The organism is Corynebacterium sp. sy017, assembly GCF_017918135.1.
In the GTDB taxonomy this organism is placed as follows: Bacteria; Actinomycetota; Actinomycetes; order Mycobacteriales; family Mycobacteriaceae; genus Corynebacterium.
The window spans coordinates 286,653-307,861 of sequence record NZ_RZUE01000004.1; the positions used below are offsets into that span (position 1 = coordinate 286,653).

17 protein-coding genes are annotated in these 21,209 nt (G+C 50.2%); 6 read left to right on the plus strand and 11 right to left on the minus strand.

The window, feature by feature from the left end; genetic code table 11:
* Positions 1 to 2: 2 nt before the first annotated feature.
* The 4 genes from EML15_RS09910 to EML15_RS09925 all read right to left on the minus strand — a co-directional run bounded on the left by EML15_RS09910 (position 3) and on the right by EML15_RS09925 (position 5,036).
* Positions 3 to 839 (minus strand): HAD family hydrolase, encoded by an 837-nt coding sequence (locus tag EML15_RS09910; RefSeq protein ID WP_144275067.1) that lies wholly within the window; start codon positions 837 to 839, stop codon positions 3 to 5.
* Between the two features lie 68 nt (positions 840 to 907).
* Positions 908 to 2,446, minus strand: a complete 1,539-nt coding sequence (gene glpK, locus EML15_RS09915; RefSeq protein WP_144275065.1) for a glycerol kinase GlpK — start codon at positions 2,444 to 2,446, stop codon at positions 908 to 910.
* A gap of 94 nt (positions 2,447 to 2,540) precedes the next feature.
* On the minus strand, positions 2,541 to 3,281 hold the full coding sequence (locus EML15_RS09920) for an MIP/aquaporin family protein (RefSeq protein ID WP_144275063.1): 741 nt from the start codon (positions 3,279 to 3,281) through the stop codon (positions 2,541 to 2,543).
* A gap of 33 nt (positions 3,282 to 3,314) precedes the next feature.
* The gene (locus EML15_RS09925) at positions 3,315 to 5,036 is read right to left on the minus strand and encodes a glycerol-3-phosphate dehydrogenase/oxidase (protein WP_144275061.1); all 1,722 of its coding nucleotides are present in this window, start codon (positions 5,034 to 5,036) and stop codon (positions 3,315 to 3,317) included.
* A gap of 585 nt (positions 5,037 to 5,621) precedes the next feature.
* Here EML15_RS09925 and EML15_RS09930 point away from each other — a divergent pair.
* Positions 5,622 to 6,002 (plus strand): hypothetical protein, encoded by a 381-nt coding sequence (locus tag EML15_RS09930; RefSeq protein ID WP_246846922.1) that lies wholly within the window; start codon positions 5,622 to 5,624, stop codon positions 6,000 to 6,002.
* A gap of 22 nt (positions 6,003 to 6,024) precedes the next feature.
* Here EML15_RS09930 and dcuC read toward each other — a convergent pair whose 3' ends face one another.
* The 3 genes from dcuC to serS form a co-directional block, all read right to left on the minus strand.
* The gene (gene dcuC, locus EML15_RS09935) at positions 6,025 to 7,419 is read right to left on the minus strand and encodes a C4-dicarboxylate transporter DcuC (RefSeq protein WP_144275059.1); all 1,395 of its coding nucleotides are present in this window, start codon (positions 7,417 to 7,419) and stop codon (positions 6,025 to 6,027) included.
* A 23-nt stretch (positions 7,420 to 7,442) separates the two neighbouring features.
* A complete protein-coding gene (locus EML15_RS09940; protein ID WP_185967229.1) occupies positions 7,443 to 9,263 on the minus strand; it encodes a 1-acyl-sn-glycerol-3-phosphate acyltransferase in 1,821 nt (606 codons plus the stop codon).
* 192 nt (positions 9,264 to 9,455) lie between these two features.
* Entirely contained in the window at positions 9,456 to 10,724 is a 1,269-nt protein-coding gene (serS, locus tag EML15_RS09945; RefSeq protein WP_144275055.1) for a serine--tRNA ligase, read from the minus strand.
* A gap of 45 nt (positions 10,725 to 10,769) precedes the next feature.
* On the opposite strand from serS, the gene EML15_RS09950 reads away from it, so the two are divergent.
* Positions 10,770 to 11,897: a septum formation family protein gene (locus tag EML15_RS09950; RefSeq protein WP_246858248.1), complete on the plus strand. Its 1,128-nt coding sequence runs from the start codon at positions 10,770 to 10,772 to the stop codon at positions 11,895 to 11,897.
* Between the two features lie 48 nt (positions 11,898 to 11,945).
* On the opposite strand, the gene EML15_RS09955 is transcribed toward EML15_RS09950, so the two are convergent.
* Positions 11,946 to 12,587, minus strand: a complete 642-nt coding sequence (locus EML15_RS09955) for a histidine phosphatase family protein (RefSeq protein WP_185967228.1) — start codon at positions 12,585 to 12,587, stop codon at positions 11,946 to 11,948.
* Positions 12,588 to 12,612: 25 nt separating this feature from the next.
* Entirely contained in the window at positions 12,613 to 13,575 is a 963-nt protein-coding gene (gene pheA / locus EML15_RS09960) for a prephenate dehydratase (protein WP_144275051.1), read from the minus strand.
* A 105-nt stretch (positions 13,576 to 13,680) separates the two neighbouring features.
* On the opposite strand from pheA, the gene EML15_RS09965 reads away from it, so the two are divergent.
* From EML15_RS09965 to EML15_RS09980, 4 genes are all read left to right on the plus strand, one after another.
* The gene (locus EML15_RS09965; RefSeq protein ID WP_246858278.1) at positions 13,681 to 14,955 is read left to right on the plus strand and encodes an amidase; all 1,275 of its coding nucleotides are present in this window, start codon (positions 13,681 to 13,683) and stop codon (positions 14,953 to 14,955) included.
* Positions 14,956 to 15,007: 52 nt separating this feature from the next.
* The gene (locus tag EML15_RS09970) at positions 15,008 to 15,736 is read left to right on the plus strand and encodes a CPBP family intramembrane glutamic endopeptidase (protein WP_246858279.1); all 729 of its coding nucleotides are present in this window, start codon (positions 15,008 to 15,010) and stop codon (positions 15,734 to 15,736) included.
* 57 nt (positions 15,737 to 15,793) lie between these two features.
* Positions 15,794 to 17,041, plus strand: coding sequence for an LCP family protein (locus tag EML15_RS09975; RefSeq protein WP_144275047.1), 1,248 nt, complete (start codon positions 15,794 to 15,796; stop codon positions 17,039 to 17,041).
* An 85-nt stretch (positions 17,042 to 17,126) separates the two neighbouring features.
* On the plus strand, positions 17,127 to 18,563 hold the full coding sequence (locus tag EML15_RS09980; protein ID WP_210415244.1) for an APC family permease: 1,437 nt from the start codon (positions 17,127 to 17,129) through the stop codon (positions 18,561 to 18,563).
* A 59-nt stretch (positions 18,564 to 18,622) separates the two neighbouring features.
* Here EML15_RS09980 and EML15_RS09985 read toward each other — a convergent pair whose 3' ends face one another.
* Together EML15_RS09985 and EML15_RS09990 are read right to left on the minus strand one after the other, a co-directional pair.
* Positions 18,623 to 20,125 carry an alanine/glycine:cation symporter family protein gene (locus tag EML15_RS09985; protein WP_144275043.1) on the minus strand — a complete coding sequence of 501 codons (1,503 nt, stop codon included), beginning with the start codon at positions 20,123 to 20,125 and terminating at the stop codon, positions 18,623 to 18,625.
* 146 nt (positions 20,126 to 20,271) lie between these two features.
* The gene (locus tag EML15_RS09990; protein ID WP_144275041.1) at positions 20,272 to 21,183 is read right to left on the minus strand and encodes a DUF5926 family protein; all 912 of its coding nucleotides are present in this window, start codon (positions 21,181 to 21,183) and stop codon (positions 20,272 to 20,274) included.
* Positions 21,184 to 21,209: the final 26 nt, after the last annotated feature.

The following is a 21,209-nucleotide window of genomic DNA, read 5'->3' on the forward strand; positions in this document are numbered from 1 at the left end:
CCCTAGAACCAGCGCTCTAGTACCTGCGCCACTCCGTCGTCCGTATGGGGTGGTGCTATTTCTTGCGCAACCTCTTTCACCTCTGGGCGGGCATTACCCATTGCCACGCCATGCCCAACCCAGGAAAGCATTTCGATGTCATTAGGCATATCGCCAAAGGCAATGATTTCATGCTGTGCGACCCCATACTGCTGGGCAAGATAGCGCACCCCGGTAGCCTTGGTGACCCCTGGTGCAGTGAACTCCAGTAATCCCTTGTCCATCGAATAGGTCATATGCACGCGGGTGCTATCAATATGTGGGGCAAGGGCAGCGTACATATCTGCTGCTTTCAACTCAGGATTCAGCAGGAGCATTTTTACTGCTGGGCGCGCGATAACCTCGTCAGGAGCAGCTATCCCAAACCCCTCTTTGCCAATGAGGTCACTGTAGCGATGATCGGAAATGAACAAGCTATCAACGGGATCATAAGCCGATTGTCCTGCCCGCTCACAGGCTATATTGATCCCGCCCAATGGGGCAAAGACCTCTGTAGCGATGCTATATACATGGCTCATTGCCTCAGGGGTTAGTTCATGCGCGTGCACTATGTGGTCATGAGCACTGTCATAAATAACTGCACCATTGGAAAGCACGCATAATGGTTTCTGGCTAAGCTGCTCGACGACCTCCAATAGCCACCTATGCGGTCTGCCCGTCGCTAATGCAAAATGCGTGCCCTGCGAGGTGGCGCGTTCGACGACTGCGCGAGTGCGTGGTGCAACTCGAGCATTTTCCCCCAAAAAAGTGCCATCAATATCACTGACAATAAACCGAGGAGCTGCACCAAAATCGACCATAGCCTTTAGCCTACCTCAGTCCTCAGTGCAGCTCTTCTCATGATGAGTAACCTAACGCATAAGCGGGATCAAATCACATCGTCTTCTACAGTGTCTTCCCAGTCTAAGGAGCGCTTTATCGCACGTTTCCACTCACGGTAGAGTTCTTCTACCTTTTCTTTTTCCATCTTTGGTTTCCAGATCGTCGGTTCGCCCTTTTGGGAACCAAGCACCTCGAGATTCTCCCAGAAACCAGCGGCAAGACCAGCAGCAAAAGCGGCACCTGTGGCAGTAGTCTCCACGTTCTTTGGTCGGTGCACGTTCACGCCCAAGACATCAGCCTGGAATTGCATCAGCAGCTCGTTATAGGTCATGCCACCGTCGACGCGCAGGTCAGTGATAGCAACACCAGAGTCTGCAACCATCGCATCGGCGACATCACGGGTTTGGTATGCGGTTGCTTCGAGCACTGCGCGTGCAATGTGATTGCGATTAGCAAAGCGAGTAAGACCAACGATTACACCGCGAGCGTCTGGGCGCCAATATGGGGCAAAAAGTCCAGAGAACGCAGGAACAATATACACACCACCATTGTCTTCTACTGACCTTGCCAAGTTCTCTACCGCAGCTGAGTTAGGAATGAGCTGCAAGTTGTCACGCAGCCACTGCACCAGAGAACCACCCATAGAAACAGAACCTTCGAGAGCATACACTGGTTTTTGCCCTTCGATCTGGTAGCACACAGTGGTAAGCAAGCCATTATCAGACCACTTCGGTGTCGTACCAGTGTTAAGCAGCAAGAATAGGCCAGTACCATAGGTATTCTTGGCGTCGCCTGGGCGGAAACAACCTTGACCGAACATTGCCGACTGCTGGTCGCCCAAAATTGCCTTAATCGGCACGCCGCTGAGTGAACCACGTTCCCGAACTTGGTGGAAATCGCCTACCGACGGGCGAATTTCCGGCAACATTGACATAGGAATACCCATAGCCGCACATAGTTCGGTATCCCATTGCAGCGTCTCAATATCCATCAAGAGGGTACGTGAGGCATTCGTTACGTCGGTAGCATGGAGTGCTTCATGACCATTATCGCCTTCAGCACCACCGGTGAGGTTCCACAACAGCCACGTATCAGTGGTGCCAAAGAGCAGATCTCCTGCCTCGGCGCGTTCGCGGGCACCAGGTACGTTGTCGAGAATCCATTTGATTTTTGGACCTGATGGGTATGAATTAATCAGCAACCCAGTTTTGCGACGCCACTTGTCAGGGTCTTTGTCGCCAATAAGTTCTTTACAAATCTGCGTGGTACGCGTGTCCTGCCACACGATCGCGTTATACACTGGCTCACCAGTGTTTTTATCCCATACGACCGTGGTTTCACGCTGATTGGTAATGCCAATGGCAACCAGGTCAGAAGGAGAAACATCGCCGTCGGCAAGGGCGCTGCCTACTGCGCGACGAGTGTTATCCCAGATCTCTTTCGGGTCATGCTCTACCCAGCCTTTTTGCGGAAAGATCTGCTCGTGTTCGTATTGCCCCACTGAGACTTGATTGCCGTCGTGGTCAAAGATGATAAAGCGAGTCGAGGTAGTGCCTTGGTCAATCGCACCAACATATTTAGTCATAATTTTCCTTCACGTTTTTGGTTTGTATGGTTGTTGTGGGCTTTATCGGCTTTATGTTCACAGCTTTTCGACGCCACGCCGAGCCCCACAGAACTTAAAGAGCAACAAGCGCAAGCAATCCTGTTGCCACGGCAGCAAGCAAGGGACCAACGATAGGAACCCATGCATATCCCCAGTTCGCGCTACCTTTTCCTTTGATAGGCAGGACAAAGGCATAGGCTAGGCGTGGACCAAAGTCACGCACTGGGTTGATGGCATAGCCTGTAGGAGAACCAAGGGACAAACCAATTCCGACCACTGCGAATGCCACAGCTACATATTTGAGTCCACCGATTTCCCCACCACTTGGACCAAATGCAATAAAAGACAGAAGTACAAATGTACCAATAAACTCGGTAACCACATTCCAACCATTGTGTGGGTGTGCCGGTGCAGTGAAGAAGATACCGCCGGTATCTTTGTTTGCGCCCGTTTCTTTGCCGTGCTCATCGTAGTTATTCGCGTCGAAAAGCTGCTTAAATGCAGCCCATGCCGCAATCGCCCCGACAAAAGCCCCAGCTAGTTGTCCAACAACATACCAAGGCACTAAAGACCACGCTAAGCTGCCTTTCACGGCGAGCATGAGCGTTACTGCTGGGTTGAGGTGCGCTCCAGACGCGTCGGCAATGCTTGCACCCACAAACACTGCCATGCCCCACCCCAAAGCGATGACGATCCAGTCAGAGTTTTTGGCTGCAGAGGTGCGCAAAGTATTTAATGCGCATACGCCATTGCCAAGCAAGAGCAGTATTGCTGTTCCAAAAAACTCCCACATCATCAATGATGCACCGGACATATTTTTGCCTTTCTACTTCTACTTTCCTTCGACCTAGAGCTCGGTTATTTCCGCTCTGGTATCAGCCGCAGCTGTGACAATGCCATTTGCTTCCTCGTCGGTGAGGGCTTGTTCTGCTTCTAATTCAGCCGCAACACGCGCACGGAAGTTTTTAAGCTCAGCTGCAATGTGTGTGTCATCCCAACCCAATAGCGGGGCGACGAACTTCGCTACGTCTTCAGCACTATCGACACCGCGATGGCCATATTCCATTGCCACGCGCAACCGACGATTCAGAATATCCTCTAAATGCAATGCCCCTTCATGGGTAACTGCATAGCGAACCTCAGCCCATATATAGCCCTGTGCTGCTGTTACTGGTTCAAGCAAAGAGGAATCTTCTTGGGCTGGTGCCAGCACTTCCGCAATAAGAGAGCCATAGCGATTGAGTAGGTGCTGCACAGTTTTTTCGGTAATGCCATAGCGCCGCGCCAACGCTGGCACTTGATTAGCCAAAGCATGATAACCATCAGCACCCAAAATAGGGGTGCGATGAGTGATGGATTCAGAAACAGCAGAAGATAATTCTTGTGCAGCTAAATCCACAGCGTCTTTGCCGATAACTCGATATGTGGTGTACTTGCCACCTGCTACCGACACTAAACCAGGCAACACCTTTGCCACAGCATGATTGCGAGAAAGATTCGACGTGGAATCAGATTTTCCACTGAGCAAAGGACGCAAACCTGAGTACACGCCCACAATATCTTGATGAGTAATTGGGTTTGCGACGCGCTGATTAACCTGATCAAGGATGTAATCAATGTCAGCACGGGTAGGAGCTGGATCAGGTTTGGATAGATGTTTTTCCCAATCGGTATCAGTAGTACCGATAATCCAATACTCACCCCACGGAATAACAAAAAGTACTGATTTTTCAGTAACAAAACACAATGCTGCCTCAGCATCAAGTTTTGCTTTCGGAACCACAATATGCACACCTTTAGAGGCATGAACAGAAAACTTGCCTTGTGCACCTGCAAGTTTTTCTATTTCGTCATTCCACACTCCGGTGGCATTGATAAAGACCTTGCCTTTGATTGTGGTCTGTTCGCCTGTGTCACTGTCTCGCAAAGTAGCAGCAACTACTCGGTTGCCTTCTTTCACAAAATCTACTAGCTGCGTCGAGGTGCGCACTGTTGCCCCATACTCCGCGGCAGTTCTCAGCACTGTCATGGTATGGCGAGCGTCGTCAACGAGAGTGTCATAGTAGCGCACCCCACCGACGATGGCATCATTTTTGAGCCCCGGTGCAATGTTGAGCACACCCTTACGACTCAGGTGCTTTTGCATCGGTACTGATTTCGCGCCACCCATGAAGTCGTACAAGGTAAAGCCACCAAACATCATCACGCGTTCCCAAATGCGATGCGTCAGCGGGAAGATAAAGCGTAATGGCTTCACCAAATGCGGTGCCAGGGTAGACATATTGAGCTCACGCTCATGGAGTGATTCGGCAACAAGACGGAAGTCAAGCATTGCGAGATAGCGCAGTCCACCGTGGAACATTTTAGAAGATCGTGATGAGGTGCCGGCGGCAAAATCACGCGCTTCAATCACGGCAGTTTTAAGACCACGTGTTGCAGCGTCTACTGCCGCACCTGCTCCCACGGAGCCACCACCAATGATGACTACGTCGTATTCTTCTTCACTAAACTTTTGCCATGCCTGCGCAAAATAATCAGGATTAAACTGCTGTGTGCTTGTCGATGCCATATCTTATGGCAACTCCTCTCAGCCAGGTTGTAGTGCACCAGATACTGCAGATACCGCAGATAGATTATCTCGGGTTCTTCAGTTTTCAGTGCATAGGTATTTGTCATTCCGTTCTACATAGTATGCCTAAACATAACATCAAGAGTATGTGATGGTACTCACAAATCACTATATAACCTATAAGCTGGCTCTATAGAAAAACATAGAAACCACTAGTAGCACTCCGCCCCTTTTCGGGGGAAGTCCTATACAAACCCACGCCCTCCGACGCCCATCACAAGACCTCACTGATTGAATTTCTTGTTCACTATTTTCTTAGTGAAAATTTGTCAATACACTATAGAATTAAGTTGTCTATCATTAGTAGACTGACCATGTGAAGCGAAGTGCAGTAATCAAAAAACTTCGATATGAGGCAAAGTGAAGAGGATTAGAATTTGTAGAAATTAAGCTCAGCCGTCACGATGCCTATCGTGTCGGTAACACAACGAGAACTCTTGGGCGACACCGAGAAATAGACGATACCACTGCAAGGAAATTCTTTGACCAATATGCCTCTGAACTAGGAAAAGGATGGTGGCGATAATGGCAACATTCACAGTTACAGCCGAACGTGGCTCCTCTAGCCCAGTATGGGTTTTAGAATGCGCACAAGTAGGAGCAGTCTCCCAGACCAAAAGACTCGATCATGCAGCGGAAGAAATGCGTGAAGCAATTGCGTATCAAGCAAAAATTGATCCAGCCGAGGTTGAAATCATCATTAAACCAATCCTGCCTTCCGCAGTGGCAGAATTAAAAACCCATGCCGACCTGTTAAAACAACAAGCAGAAGAAACAAAAAAAGAAGCCTCCGACGCCCATCACAAACTAGCGTCGGAAATGAAAAAACAAGGCTTTAGTGTTCGAGAAATAGGCATCATCCTAGGTGTCTCCTACCAGCGTGCGGCGCAACTTGCCGCACGCTAACCCTCTGCGCTATCCCCGCAACCTACGCACTAATCAATAGGAAACTCAGCAGCACATTGACAATGGTCGCCACAATCATCGGCACTGATGTGCGTTTCACTAAGCGAATCGGATCCACTTTAATCGCAGCACACACAATAAGCACTGCTGCATTTACCGGAGATACCTGACGCATAAGATTAGAAGTACCCCAGATGGCAGTAAGCATTTGCGCAGGATAAATGCCCATTTGCTGAGAAATCTTGGGGACGACCTCAGCAAAAGCAAAGTATGGTGCGGTGCCTGAGCCAGTCAGAGATGCCATCACAGCAGTCGCAGCCACGAAAATCAGTACCACTATTATTGCGGCACCAGAAGTATGTTCCGTGGCGTCGATAAGCATAGAAATAATACCCAACTGGGTAATACCCTCGATCAATACCGCAGCAGCAACCAACAATGCCACCACGCCAGCAGCACCCTCACCCATGCCACTGAAGAATGACTTGAGCGAATCAACACTATGCGCGATATTGCGATGACGAATCACCTCGATAAGCAATGCAATGAACAAAGAAAGCACTGTCACCGGCAAAATTTCCGCCTCAAAAGACAAAATACCCATATTCTTAAGCAATGCAGACACCACAATAAGCACCAAAGGCAACAGCGGCAAAACAGCGTAATACGCAGGTAGTTTTTGAGCTTTCTCCAATGCCGCCGCAGTAGTCACATCATGAGCCAAGGCTCCTGCACTAGCACCTGCTTTTTCTTTCCTATCACAACGTCGCTGCCACCACATATGCACAAAAGCAGTAATGATGATGGTAGGCACAGTAGACCTGGCAACAAAACCATACACAAAGGTAGAAATAGGCATATCAGCCAAAGAAGCACCTTGAATAAGTCCCGCCTCCAAAGGAGTAGGCACAATCGTCGACGACGTAACCACAATGGCGGCCACAGTCAACGGGGTCAAACCAGCAGCAATAAGTGCTGGCATGAGAGTGGCGACCAAAAGCAAAGAAAGCGCAGAGGTAGACGCGATCACCATTGACAATAACGTGCCAATGAAATAGCCCAATGGCACCAACCAATACGAACCATTAAAACGCTGCAATGGCTTAGAAAGCATCACCACGGCTTTAGTGTCAGCACCGATATGGCTCATATAGGACACAAAGCCAAAGAGCACCATAATCGCCATGCCAATTCCAGAAAAACGCGCCTTAAACAGGGCTTCTACTACCAAAAGCTGATCGTAGAAAGCATTTCCTGAAGACTCTATCTCTGTAGTGGGTTGCGCTTTGCCCAACAGTGCTGCAAGCATAAGCACGATCACACCAACGGCAAAAATTGATGCCGCCGCATTGACTTTTCGCACGATTAGATATATCACTGCGGCTACTGCCAGCGCGGCAATAATGAGATACACCATGATTAATCTCCTTTGACAGTTTTTTAAGCAGTATCCTGGTTATTCTTCAGAATTAACTCCACGATATTGGCAACGCCTTCGTCATCACGCGCACTCGTCAAAGATGACGCGCGCTGCACCACGCTTGGGGCGCTGCCATAGAGCGCAACGCACGTTCCGACCTGCGACATGAGCACCAGATCACTCTGCGTACCAGCAAAAAGCACTGCATCCTCTGCAGCACATGGCTGTTTCTGACGCGCAGCCATAGTCATAACTTGCGATAAGGCACTCGCCTTATCGACGCCCTGCGCACCCACAATTACGCCTTTTGCATAGGGGGTAACGCACAGCATTTCCGCGAGCTTGGTCACAATATCTTTGTGTTGTACTGGGTCAAGCTCAACCTTGCCACTGAGGATCATGCCATCGACGCCAGACCAGGAAACCAATAATTTATTTTCTTCTAATAGCGCAGTCACTTGCTCAATATGCGCGGCAGAAATACCAATGACCTCAGCATTATCAGTGTTATCAGCATGAGTAATCAAGGCACCATTGTGTGCAATATACCAACTCTGTGGGAACAGCGTACGCACATCTTCCCGAGGCGCTTGTTCACTCGTGAAAATGAGCGTGGTGCCCCGCTCGGCAATATCGGTTAGTGCCGCAACGGTACGTTGTGGCACTGGCTCCCCAGTAGGACAAAGAGTATGCTCTACGTCGCAAATAAGTGCCGAAGGAAGATCAGAAAACTCCGTTTTTACCCGGTGTGGCAAAGAAGACACGATAAGCCGCGAATACGCCCCCACATTGACCAAGGCTTCTTCAAGCGCTGACCCCTCATAAATTTCTCTACTGGTATGCGCCAAAGAGGCATACATACTCGCAATTTCCGCCCGCAACTGCTGTACGCTGGCAGTAACTCGCCCCTTGCCTTCATGCAAACCTCGCGAGGTTTCACTCAACACCGCATCCAAGTTCTCTTTGAGCCAGGTCATTTGACTACTTGCAGCCAGTCTCGACTTCTGCTCTGCCGTCTCAGCAAAAATCGCTCGCGTTGCTTCCTCAACCTTGCTGCGCAGGCGCGTTAAGTCTTCGCTCAACCGACGAACACGATGGCGTTCTTCTTCAACAGCTTGATCTCTTTGCTCCATTTCTTCCAGACTGGGCGCGCCTCCGCCTAAACGAGCAGGAACCCAATATGCCCCAGCAGGGAAATCACCACATTCCTCTTGGTACTGCTGCCATACTTCAGCTAACGCATCACTCATGATCTGGTGCAGTTGTGCATTATCTGCCTCGACGTCGCCAGTTGGATAAAAAGGTGGGCAGGCTTTCACCATGATTGGGATATGCGAACGACCCATATTACGCTTATGCCCTTTTGTCCATATCCGCTGCGAACCAAAAATGATTTGGACAATAACAGGCACCCCTGCCTCGTGGGCAATTCTGACTGCACCGGTGCGCAATGACCGAATCTCAAAACTACGCGAGATCGTTCCCTCTGGGAAAATGCCAACTAAATCGCCTGCTTTTGCTTTGGCAACTGCTTTATCAAAGGAAGATGACCCATCAATGCGATCAACGGGAATATGCCCCATGATCTGCATGAGTGAGCCAATAATCGGTTTCTGAAAAATGGACGCTTTAGTGAGATAATGCACCACGCGCCCTTTGGTTCGGGGCAAAAAGCCGCCGAAGATAAAATCTAAATAGCCAGTGTGGTTAATGGCAAGAACTGCACCGCCGGACTCAGGAATATGCTGCTCACCAATAAGATGCAACTTGATGTCTTGCAGTTTAGTAATACCACGAATTATCTCAGTAATACCGCGATATATTGTTTTGCTCTCACGCATAATCATCAAGCTCCGAGTCGGCAAGGGTACAGGTCAGGTACATATATTTAATGTCTACTTAATAATTATGGCAAGAAAATATCCTGCCGTCTTTGTTCGTCCCCTTCCCCACCCCCTTTTAAGTACATAAATAAACAGCTCACCACCCTGTAGTGAGCTGCTTATGGAATTCCTTGCGCCTTGTGCTAGATATTATTTCGCGCTGCGCACAGGTTCAATAACCTCTTTGCCAACAAAAGGTCGCAACGCCTCAGGCACGACGACGCTACCGTCTGCTTGTTGATTATTCTCCAAAATGGCAACCAACCAGCGAGTCGTCGCAAGTGTGCCATTAAGTGTGGCAGCAACCTGGGTCTTTCCGTTTTCATCACGGTATCTGGTTTGTAAACGACGCGCCTGGAATGTGGTGCAATTAGAGGTAGAAGTAAGCTCTCGATAAGTGCCTTGAGAAGGAACCCACGCCTCTGTGTCGAACTTACGAGCCGCCGAGGAACCTAAATCGCCACCTGCAACATCAATGACGCGATAAGGAACCCCCACTGCTGCCAGCATTTCTTTTTCCATATCCAATAACGCCTGGTGCTGGGCTTGTGCTTCCTCGGGCTTGCAATACACAAACATCTCTAGTTTATCGAATTGATGCACGCGCAAAATACCACGAGTATCTTTGCCATAGGAACCAGCTTCACGACGGAAACAAGATGACCAACCAGCATATTTCTTCGGCCCCTGAGAGAGGTCAATGATCTCATCCTGATGATAGCCGGCAAGAGCCACCTCTGAGGTACCCACCAAATACAATTCATCGCGCTCAAGATAATAAATCTCATCTGCGTGCGCTCCCAAGAAACCAGTGCCTTGCATCACCTCAGGGCGAACAAGAACTGGTGGAATCATCAGCTCAAACCCAGCAGCACGTGCTTTTTGTGCAGCGAGCATCAACATTCCCAGCTGGAGGAAAGCGCCATCACCAGTGAGGTAATAGAATCTGGCACCGCCTACTTTTGTACCGCGCTTGACGTCGATAAGCCCCAAAGATTCACCCAGGTCAAGGTGATCTTTTACCTCAAAATCAAATGTGGGTTGCTGGCCGACGTGTTCCAACACGACATAGTCGTCTTCGCCACCAGCTGGTGCGCCTTCGACGATATTCCCCAGGCGCATTTGCAATGCACTCACTGTTTCTTCAGCGTGCTTTTGATCTTCTTCTGCCTGCTTTACCTTTGCTTTTAGTTCATTAGAACCTTGTAGCAAGGCTGGACGCTCAGCAGGATCAGCCTGCCCGATTTTCTTACCAAAGGCTTTTTGTTCAGCTCGCAACTCGTCGGCAGTTTGGATTGCTTGACGACGCAGCTCGTCGGCAGCAATGAGCTGATCCACGAGGGCAGGGTCTTCCCCACGGGTGAGCTGGGACTGGCGGACAATATCAGGATTTTCGCGGAGGAACTTGAGATCAATCACGCGCCATATTCTAGCATTTTCTAGCGCGAAAACTTTTTAAGTGGCATGATTGTGAGCATTATGGTCAGTTCTCAGCAAAAAAAACGTCTTATCACCATTGGTGTCATTGTGATACTTATCATTGCCACCCTTTTCACCGGGTATTTTCTCACAGTCCTGCGGCATAAAAATAGTGAGACTCCAGATACCACTCTTGGTGCCACTGCAACCAATAATGAAAAAGATGGTGATGACAGCGCACATAGTTCTTTTACTACCGCTAATGCTGGCGCCTGCCTTACCTGGAATGATTCCGAGAGCACCAAAACAAACAATGCTGGTAACAGCAATCCCGGCAGCACACCGGTGAGTGATTTTGAGCAAACAAGCTGCGACAATGAACACCGCTTTGAGGTGTCTTCCCGCGAAGATCTCTCTACTTACCCAACCTCTGAGTTCGGCGATAATGCACCACTGCCAGACATTACTCGCCAAGCACAATTGCGTGAAGAACTGTGTTTAGCACCCACGCTGGCTTATCTTGGCGGTACCTTCGATCAAGCCGGAAAATACTCTGTTGCCTCAATTTTGCCACCGGCAGCAGCATGGGAAAACGGCGACCGCACCTTGTTATGTGGTGTCCAAGCTACCGACGAAAACGGCAAAGTAATTTTGACCACCGGTAACGCCGCAACCCAAGACCAATCTCGGGTGTACGCTCCTGAGCAATGTGTAGCAATTACCCCAGCCCAATCCACTCGCGTTGTTGATTGCGCCCAGGATCATCAGCTCGAGATCACCCAGATCGTCGATCTGAAAACGATTTTCCCTGAAGGCGTGCCGAGCATTGAAGATCAAGATAGCCACCTGCGCGATATATGCACCCAGGCAGCTATTGACTATCTCGGTGGCGACGATCCACTCTATTACTCCACCTTGCAGCCCTTCTGGACGGCTATCAATGAAAATTCCTGGACTGGTGGCTCACATAGTGCCAATTGTGCCTTGGTATTTGCTAACCCAGAGGCTACTTTTGGCACTTTGACCGGCAGCGCCAAGCATGACTTGCTAATCAATGGGCAACCACCTGCACCGCGCCCAGAACGTGCACCTGTGGTAAATCCGGAGGCAGCGGCATCAGTTCACCCACCAGAAGCTGTGGAACCAGCTGTAGCAGAAGAACCGGCGGAATAAAACCCTCAGACAATAAGCAGCCTAGACAGCTTAAGCAGCTTAGGTTGCTTAAGCACTATGAAGTGGTGTTACCCAGTGGGAGCAGTGCCATTTTCCAAATTCGCCGCTGGGTTCGAGCACAATAAAACCACAGTTCGACATATATGTTTTCTGAGCATGGTGTGGGTCGATGTCGCTGGCGTATAACCCAGCAATGCGCATGGCACCACCGTGAACTACCAATACATGATCGCCTGTGCGTTCCGCTGCCATTTCCATGATGGGTTGATAGCGCTCTACGAGGTCTTGTGCACTCTCGCCACCAGGAAGTCGTACCTGATTCACCCCGGACATCCATTGCCGAGCAGTATTCCCATACGCCATATGCGCGTCCTGATCATTTCTGCCTTCATAATCTCCGACGAAAATCTCATGCAAACCAGGCATAACTTCGAGGGGAATACTCTCTGTCGCAATCGCCCGAGCCTGGGCATACGCTGTGCGAATACGCAGTGCGGTCTGCTGGGCGCGGATTGCCACTGAGCAGAAAATACCGCCAAGGTTATCACTGAGCTGTGCTAGTTGTAGACCAGCGTCGTCTGCTTGGGTTTTTCCTATTTCGGTCAGTTCTGCACCCGGTGGGCGGGTGTCGAGGATATGCTGTGCGTTAGAAAAGGTGCGTCCGTGTCGAATAAGAATTACTCTGCCCATATCATTCCTCTTGTGTCTGTCAGGGTTAGTCCACCATGGGTGTGCGTCGTCCCGCGCGCGCATCGCGTACCCATTGCTGAGCACTAGCTAAGAGTTTATTATCTTGTGCATTTTTCTTCTCAGCATCTGGGGTATCTGCTGGCCAGGAGCCGAGAAAATGGATGGAATCACAGTGGACGTACACTGCGCGCAGTGCTTCGGCTACGGATAAGTCGTCGATGTGTCCGGCAATATCTACCTGGAATCGGTACATTCCTAGTTTTTGGGTGGTTGGTCGTGACTCAATACGGGTTAGATCCACTCCACGCAGGGAAAACTCGGTGAGAAGCCGCACCAAAGAACCAGGTTCATTACGCACTGTGAAGATTACTGCCGTGCGATCTATTCCAGTAGGTTGTGGTACTGGACCAGGTAGTCCCACTACTACAAATCGTGTTCTTGCCCCCGGAACATCTGCAACCTCCTCCGCAATGATGCTCAGACCACAGATTTCAGCTGCTCGACGCGGTGCAATGGCAATATCGGCTTGTCCACGAGCAACCATATGGGCTGCAGCGGCATTAGATGATGCTGCGAGGAATTCATGCTCACCTATATTATCCGCCAGCCACCCCTTGACCTGCCGATATGCCACTGGGTGTGTTGCTACTGTTGGTTTGTCTGCCACTATTTCCTGACGTTTCATTGCACTAAAGGCAATGGGAAGATCAAGTTCTGCATAGATCTGCACACCACTGTGGTGTGTGTTGGCGCTAGCGAGTGCATCAAATGTGGGAGTCACTGCCCCATCTACTGAGTTTTCAATCGCAACGCAGGCAAAATGCGCGTGCCCTGCGTGGATTGCGTCGATTGCCTCGCGCGGACTGGTGCAGGCCAATAGCTCAATGTCTTGTTTGTGTGCACCAAATTGTCCTTTGTCTGCCAGCGCCCACAATGCTTCTTCTGTAAAAGTTCCTTGTGGACCAAGATAAGCAACAATGACACTCATATGTTCCAGCATAAACTCAAATCATTCGCGTACGCTATCCCCATGCCTTCTTTTCAGGATCTTCATGAGCTTGTCGACGCCCACCGCAAGGACGTCGATAAGCTCATGCCCCAAGAACATGGCTATAGCTTTTTTGCTCCCGACTATGCTCATGAATATATCGAGCATCAGCATTGGCGTGAGCGCCACGATGATTCTTATCGCTCGCCATTGCGTGTGGGTCGGTTGGCTGGTTGGTTAATTCCAGCTAAGGATCTTTCTGATGTTGCTGGACTACCTACGTCTTTTGGCAGTGTGCAGCGCACTCGCTGGGCAGATAAAACTGATGAGTTCATTGACAATTATCTTCAGCAGGGCGCGCTGGTGCCGGGGAAAACTCTGACTCCTGAATTAGGGTTATGTGCCTATACCGAACCTGTGGGGCTGCCTGCTCCGGAGAATCCGCTCTATCCTGGTGCGACTCCTGGTGGCTCGACCGGTGGTGGTGCCGCGATGGTAGCACGAGGTTTGGTGCGTGCTGCTCATGCTTCTGATGGGGGTGGTTCTATTCGGGTTCCTGCTGCGGCTTGTGGCATTGTGGGGTTTAAGCCAGCTCATGATACGGCAGGCGCTAATCCGGTTGTCCAGGGTTTTGTGTGCCGTAGTGTGCATGATTGTGCTTGGCTTTATCCTCAGGTGCCCGCTGCTAAGACCGGGGTTGGTACTGGGGCTAGAGCAAAAGTTTGCGCTGACAATGCGCAGGTCGCTGGCAAGGCGCAGGTACACCGTCCGCTGCGCATTGGTGTGCTGAGTACCCCGGTTCATGCCGAGGTGGAGGTGAGCGAGGATATGCTCATTGCGCTCGATTACACAGCACGGATTTTGGGTCAGGCGGGACATGAGGTTTATCCTGTCGCTCGTCCTTATGGTGATCAGCCTTTTCAGGCTTTTCACGATGTATTATCCCTGCGCTGTGCGACTATCCGTGGCGAGGCTTCGCCTTTGGTGTCGTGGTTACGTGAGCGCGGTCAGAGTTTATCCGAGCAACGCGCTGCTCAGGCGCGCCAGATTTTCCTTTCTGTTGATTCTTTGCTGCGCACGGCATGGGACTGTGATCTTCTCCTCACTCCTACCTTGGCTTTTGATCCGCCTCCTGTGGGATTTTTCGCTGCTCAGGCTCCGCCGGATGATTTTTATACTCAAACGCAGTGGACTCCGTGGGCAACAATGTTCAATATGTCTGGTGGTGCTGCGTTGAGTATGCCTGTTCCTCTTTCTGGTCGCCCACCTGTCGGTATTCATCTTGGCGCGATACATGGCTCCACTGCTGATATTTTTGCTGCTGCCTATGCCCTTGATGCTGCTGCCGCCCCACACCAGGAGGTCAATTGTGTGCACTAAAAAACGTGCCCTGCTGTGGGAAATAGTCCTCCTGCTCACCATTACTTTCGGTATGTCAGGGCTACGCTCTGCATTAAAACTTATCGACGCAGCTCTCGACCCTACCCCACTGTCCCAACAGAGCACGACTCTCAATGGTGCGCAATCAACCCTGCCTTGGCTTGATCTCGCATTACAACTATGCAGTGCCGCATCCCTAATCGGCTGGGGGTTGCTCGCGCTTTTTCTACTCCGCATTCATTACCCACCACAGCACCGACCACAGCATCCACCACAAGCTGCGCGCCCACGTATCACAACGGCACAGCGCTTTCGCTCTGGGCTGAAGAATATAGGTTATGGTGCTGCCCTAGCTGCACTTATTGGTATTCCTGGGCTTGGTCTATACCTTTTTGCCCTCGATCATGACTTAACAAAACAAGTTATCCCCAGCCAAATGCTAGCCGCACACAGCATAATGAGCGTGCTCATTTTATTGCTGTGGTCTTTCGCCAATGCCTTTGCTGAAGAAATCGTGGTGGTGCTGTGGCTGAGCACCAGATTGAGCCAACTTCGTCTCGCTCCCATTGCCATCGTTGCCATCTGCGCTCTCTTACGCGGCAGTTATCATCTTTACCAGGGTTTTTCTGCTGGTGTCGGCAATATCATCATGGGAATAATTTTTGGTATCTTCTTCTACAAAACCAAAAAGGTCACGCCTCTCATCATTGCTCATTTTCTTATCGACGCCACTGCCTTTGTTGGATATGCCTTCTTGGCGCAATTTTTGAGCTTTATCTAGTGCGAGCTGCCCAAGTTAAATGTTTCCCCTGGGTAGGTATTTCTGTAGAATTTTGTCATGTCTTCTCATGATGAGTATCTACTCGACGCACAAGGTAATCCCGTGCGTGATCGTTTTGGCAGACCAGTGCGCCGTCGTCCGGCAGCAAACAACACAGGTAATCCTACGGCTGCACCTGTGTCACCTGTGTCGCAGCCGGAACCGACTCGGGTAGAAGACTTCGCACATCCGCAGCAATCTTCCTGGCAAGCGCAGGGGCAGCACCCCCAGTCACCGCCGCAGAATCAGCAAAGACCACAGCAATATATTCCCTCACCTCAGGTGCAACAAGCCCAAGCATTGCAGCAATCTCAGCTTGGTCACGCACCAGGTGGGCGTCGAAAAGCTCCTCGAGTACGACGCCGAGCACGTGGCTGTCTGACTGCTGTTTTGTGGTTACTCATTATTGGGCTAGTGCTTAGCGCGGCAAGTATCATATGGTTTGATACCAAACTCAACCGCATTGAGGCGCAGCCAGCAGAACATATTGCTGATACTGCCGGCACCAATTGGCTGCTTGTGGGCTCAGATTCACGTACTGGTCTGAGCGAAGAAGAAGCCGCGCGCCTTGGCACCGGCGGCGATATTGGCTCAGTGCGTACCGATACCATCATGGTGCTGCATATACCTGATAATGCTGAGCCTACGTTGATGTCCATTCCACGCGATTCTTATGTTCCCATTCCTGGCTATGGCGAGGATAAAATCAACGCTGCCTTTACTTATGGCGGCGCACCCCTGCTTATTCAGACTGTAGAGCAAACTACCGGATTGCGCATTGATCACTATGCAGAAATCGGCATGGGTGGGTTAGCTAGTGTGGTCGACGCACTCGGCGGGATAGAAATCTGCCCCAATGAGCCTATCGACGATCCCCTAGCCGGAATCACCCTTGATGCAGTATGCCAGCAAGCAGATGGGCCTACTGCCTTGGGTTATGTGCGTACCCGCGCTACTGCATTAGGTGATATTGACCGCGTGGCACGCCAACGTGAGTTTTTTGCGGCACTGGTCAAAAAGCTCACTTCCCCTGCTACAGCGCTTAATCCATTGCGGGTATTTGGCACCGCCAATAATGTTGCTGGTTCTTTTACTGTCGATCATGATGATCATATTTGGGATTTGCTCAAAGTTGGCTTAGCAATTCGTGGCGGTATGCGCACAGTCACTATTCCTTACTCTGGTTTTGCCGATACTGAATCAGGCAATGTGCTGTTGTGGGACGAACAGCAATCGCAGGAACTTTTTGATTCACTACGGCAATAACATACCTAGCAGCATACCTAGCACACGCCACTGACCACACTGACTGCGCCCCTGGGCGCACAATAGCGAAAGGCAAGGAATCATCATGGCAAACACCCAATTACATCGTTCCCTCGGTCTATTTTCCCTCATTGCACTGGGTGTTTCTGGAGTCATTGGCTCTAGCTGGATTTACACCAACGGCACATTCTTTGATACCTATGGTGCCGGCGGCATGATTTTCGGACTTGCCCTTGGCACTTTATTAGCAGCCTGTGTCGCCCTTTCCTACGCCAAACTCACCACCCTTTTTCCACGCGCAGGTGGTGAAGTTGTTTTTGGCTACACTGTTCTTGGCAGAGGAGTTGGGTTCCTCGTTGGTTGGTTGCTCATCGGCGCGTATATTTCTTCTCTTGCTTTTTATTTCACTGCTTTTGGCATTTTGCTTGGTCGTGTCTTTCCATTCATGGATAGTCTCCCGCTCTATTCCATTGCTGGTCAGCAAGTCACCGCTCCGGTGCTACTCTGTGGCTTGGGTATCACCCTGTTATTCTTCTGTTTTAATGTGTTCCGCGTGAGCATTGGGGCAAAGGTACAAACCGTATTCTTCGCCATTCTCATTTTCATTGGGCTCTGCCTCGCCTTTGTCGGTTTTTCTCAAGGCACTGTCGATAATTTCCTGCCGGCTTTTCACCCCGACGATAACCCACTCACACATACCTTGCGTTTTGTGGTTCCAGGGATGACCTACATGGCTGGTTTTGGGCTAGTTGCCACCTTAGCTGAGGAAGCAAAACTCAGCCCCAAAACAATCGGGCGTCTCGTGGTTATTACCGTACTCTTAGCCGGTAGTTTTTATTGTTTAGTATTACTCGCCTCAGCTTTTATCCTGCCCTGGGAAGAAGTCGCCACTATGGAACAGGGAACAATCACTGCATTTGCCACCGCCGGTCATAAATGGTTGTCCTGGGGTGCGTATCTCATTGCCCTGCTAGGCTTGCTCACCTCATTCCTTGGACTCTATATGGCAACCAGTAGGATCGTCGTTGCTATGGCACGCGTAGAGCTATTACCTGCTGCACTAGCTCGTCTCGATCACCGCCATAACACCCCAAAGAACGCCCTGCTCTTCGTTATGTTCATCACCATTGCCCTCGGATGGCTCGGCAAAGCGGCAGTGGTATGGTTTTTGGATACTGGTGGCATTTACCTGGGCTTGGTATGGGTTATCGTCGTCGGTGCGCATATTCGCTTGCGCAGCATATATCCACACTTAGCGCCAGAATCACGGTGGTCCTTGGTATTGCCACTATGCGGAGCGGTAGGTGCTGTTTTGGTCATCGCACTCGCTCTTGTCCCAGGTTCTGGGTTGTCTTTAGTATTTCCAGCGGAATACCTCATTCTTGGGGCATGGGCACTACTTGGCGCGTTTTTCTACCTCACCAATAAGAAACACACCCCTTCTGAGCAGGCATTACATTCCTTGCTTGGCGACTATGCGCATACGCTCACCCAGGCAACAGAGCCTGATCCTAAAAAATAGCAAGGCGAGGCATTTCGCCTGAGCCTTGCTTGGTATGCACGCAGGTATGCGCTGTATTGCTATGCGCTGGCGTGTTCTTTCTTGCGTTCTACCCAGAAATCAGCATTTTTAATGCCCAATGCCTCAGGATCGAAGTCAGGATCTTGCCCAGCTTTCTTTTGCGCCAGGTAATCTTTGAGCGCCTTATGCGCTGGCACTTGTAAGAACAGCACCGCAACGATATTGAGCCATGCAGTCGATCCCATACCGATATCACCTAGCGCCCAGGCATCACCTGCGCTGCTGGTTGCACCGACAAATACAGAGATAATCACCACGATACGCAGTGCCCAAATCAACCCACGACGCACCTGCGGATTCTTCACCCACCTATTGAGATAAGCGAAATTAACTTCCGCCATGTAGTAGTAGGCGAGAATCGTCGTAAAGGCAAAGAACACAATAGCTAGTGCCACGAAACTAGGTCCAATACCTGGGGCAAAGGAATCCAAGCCCGATTGCACAAAACCTGGTCCAACATCCACCCCTGCTGGCACACTACCAGGGTATATTACTGCGCCATCTTCACTCTCACCGCGGAACACCTTATACATATCAGTGGAAATGATGATGAATGCTGTCGCAGAACACACAAAGAGCGTATCGACGTACACCGCAAAGGCTTGCACGAATCCCTGTTTCGCTGGATGCGATACCTCAGCCACTGCCGCCGCCTGTGGACCAGTACCCTGACCTGCTTCATTGGAGTAAATGCCGCGCTTGACACCCCACATAATCGCAACGCCTAACATTCCAGAGAAAGTAGCTTCAGCATTAAATGCCGACTTAAAAATAAGGCTGAATACGTGCGGAATCTCATTGAAGTTCACACACAGCACAACAAGAGCAATGATAATGTACACCACTGCCATAAACGGCACGACAAGAGAGGCAAAGTTCGCAATACGCTTAACACCGCCGATAATAATGATCGCTACCACAAGGGCAATGAACACAGCGGTAATTTTCACATCCACATTCCAGGCATTCTGCACTGCAGTAGCAAGCCCATTAGCCTGAACACCAGGTAAGAAATAGCTGGTAGAGACAATCATGGCAATAGCAAAAAGGATAGCGTAGAACAACATAAACGGTGCTGCGGAGGTGTGTCGATATGCTTTTTCAATGAAATACGCTGGACCACCACGATACTCACCAGTATCCGGATCTTTTTCCTTATAGATCTGCGCTAGGCAGCACTCCATGAAAGACGTTGCAGATCCCAATAATGCAACTGTCCACATCCAAAACACAGCACCTGGCCCACCGAAGGCAATTGCAGTGGCAACTCCGCCGATATTACCAACGCCAACACGCCCAGCGAGAGAGATCATCAGTGATTGGAAAGAAGAAATACCGCTTTCTGATTTTTCGCCATTGACTAATTGCTTGAGCATATCGGGTATGCAACGAATTTGCAGAAACTTTGTGGATAAGGTGAAGAAGATACCAGCACCCAAGCATAGAAATACTAATGCTGGCGACCAGACAATCTCATTGACCTTAGCGATTATCTCCGACATGAACAGCTCCCTTCGTGATGACTATCACTCAACTACCCATTAACTATAGGGTTATAGATTTAATATAGCCATTTTCTACCCCTACCACTGCCCTCATAACAAAAAATGCCAGGGAAAACCCTGGCATAGCGTCGACAAGCATACACTTAGCGGATTGTTACCTGACGCGATTTGATATTTTCCAGCTGACGACGCTCATCAGCACTCAACTGCGCATCATTATCTATCTCAGCAATAATTTTCTCATTGAGCGCTTCCACATCAGCACGATAATCCGAAGGCTCACGCTGTGGATCAAGATCCCACACTGGCACCGCCAAACCATTAACTCGGAACACACCAGCAAACTTTGTCTCTGCACCCAATTTCAACTCACCACGAGCAGCAATACGCGCCAAAGCTCGCAAAAGCGTATCCTCATCTTCATTGCGCACCCAACGAATATGCGCCTTATCGCCTGGGTTAATCCACCACACCGAGCCTGGTACTTCAGCCTCAACTTTGCGAGAAGGCAAAATAGAATCATTGGCAGCCTGGATTGCCTGCGCATACTCAGGTTGCAGCTGAGAGCCCTCAGGAATCCACCAATTAAAATCATCTTTGACCTCAACCTTAAACTCCTGCTCAGCTACCAACAGTTCTGCAATATCTGGCTGAGTACCATCGGCAATACCCACTTCAAGAGTTTGAGCTGGTTGAGCAGTACGCACCCAGTCCAAAGCAAAAGCTAAATCACGATTAGGATTATGCGAGTGCTTTTGGGTTTGTAACGCCACAAACGCAGCGCCCCCTACCTGCTCATCACGAACCAAAGCAGCACTACCACCAGGAAGTACCGTGCAGAGATATACCTCACGCTCGACCCCTTTGACCTGCACTTTGGCCAGTGCTGCAGGCACAAACTCCTGCATTGCCACCAATTCTGTCTCAAATGGGAAGGAAGCATAAGGGCGATGATCCCGCTCTAATGCAGCACGCTGCGCTGCTCGAGCTGCCAACTTCGCTTGCCTGCGACTCATGCCTTCAGGCAGTTGCTCTTTCTTTTTCTTTTTAGCCATGCCTACCAATGTACCTGCTCGCTGGC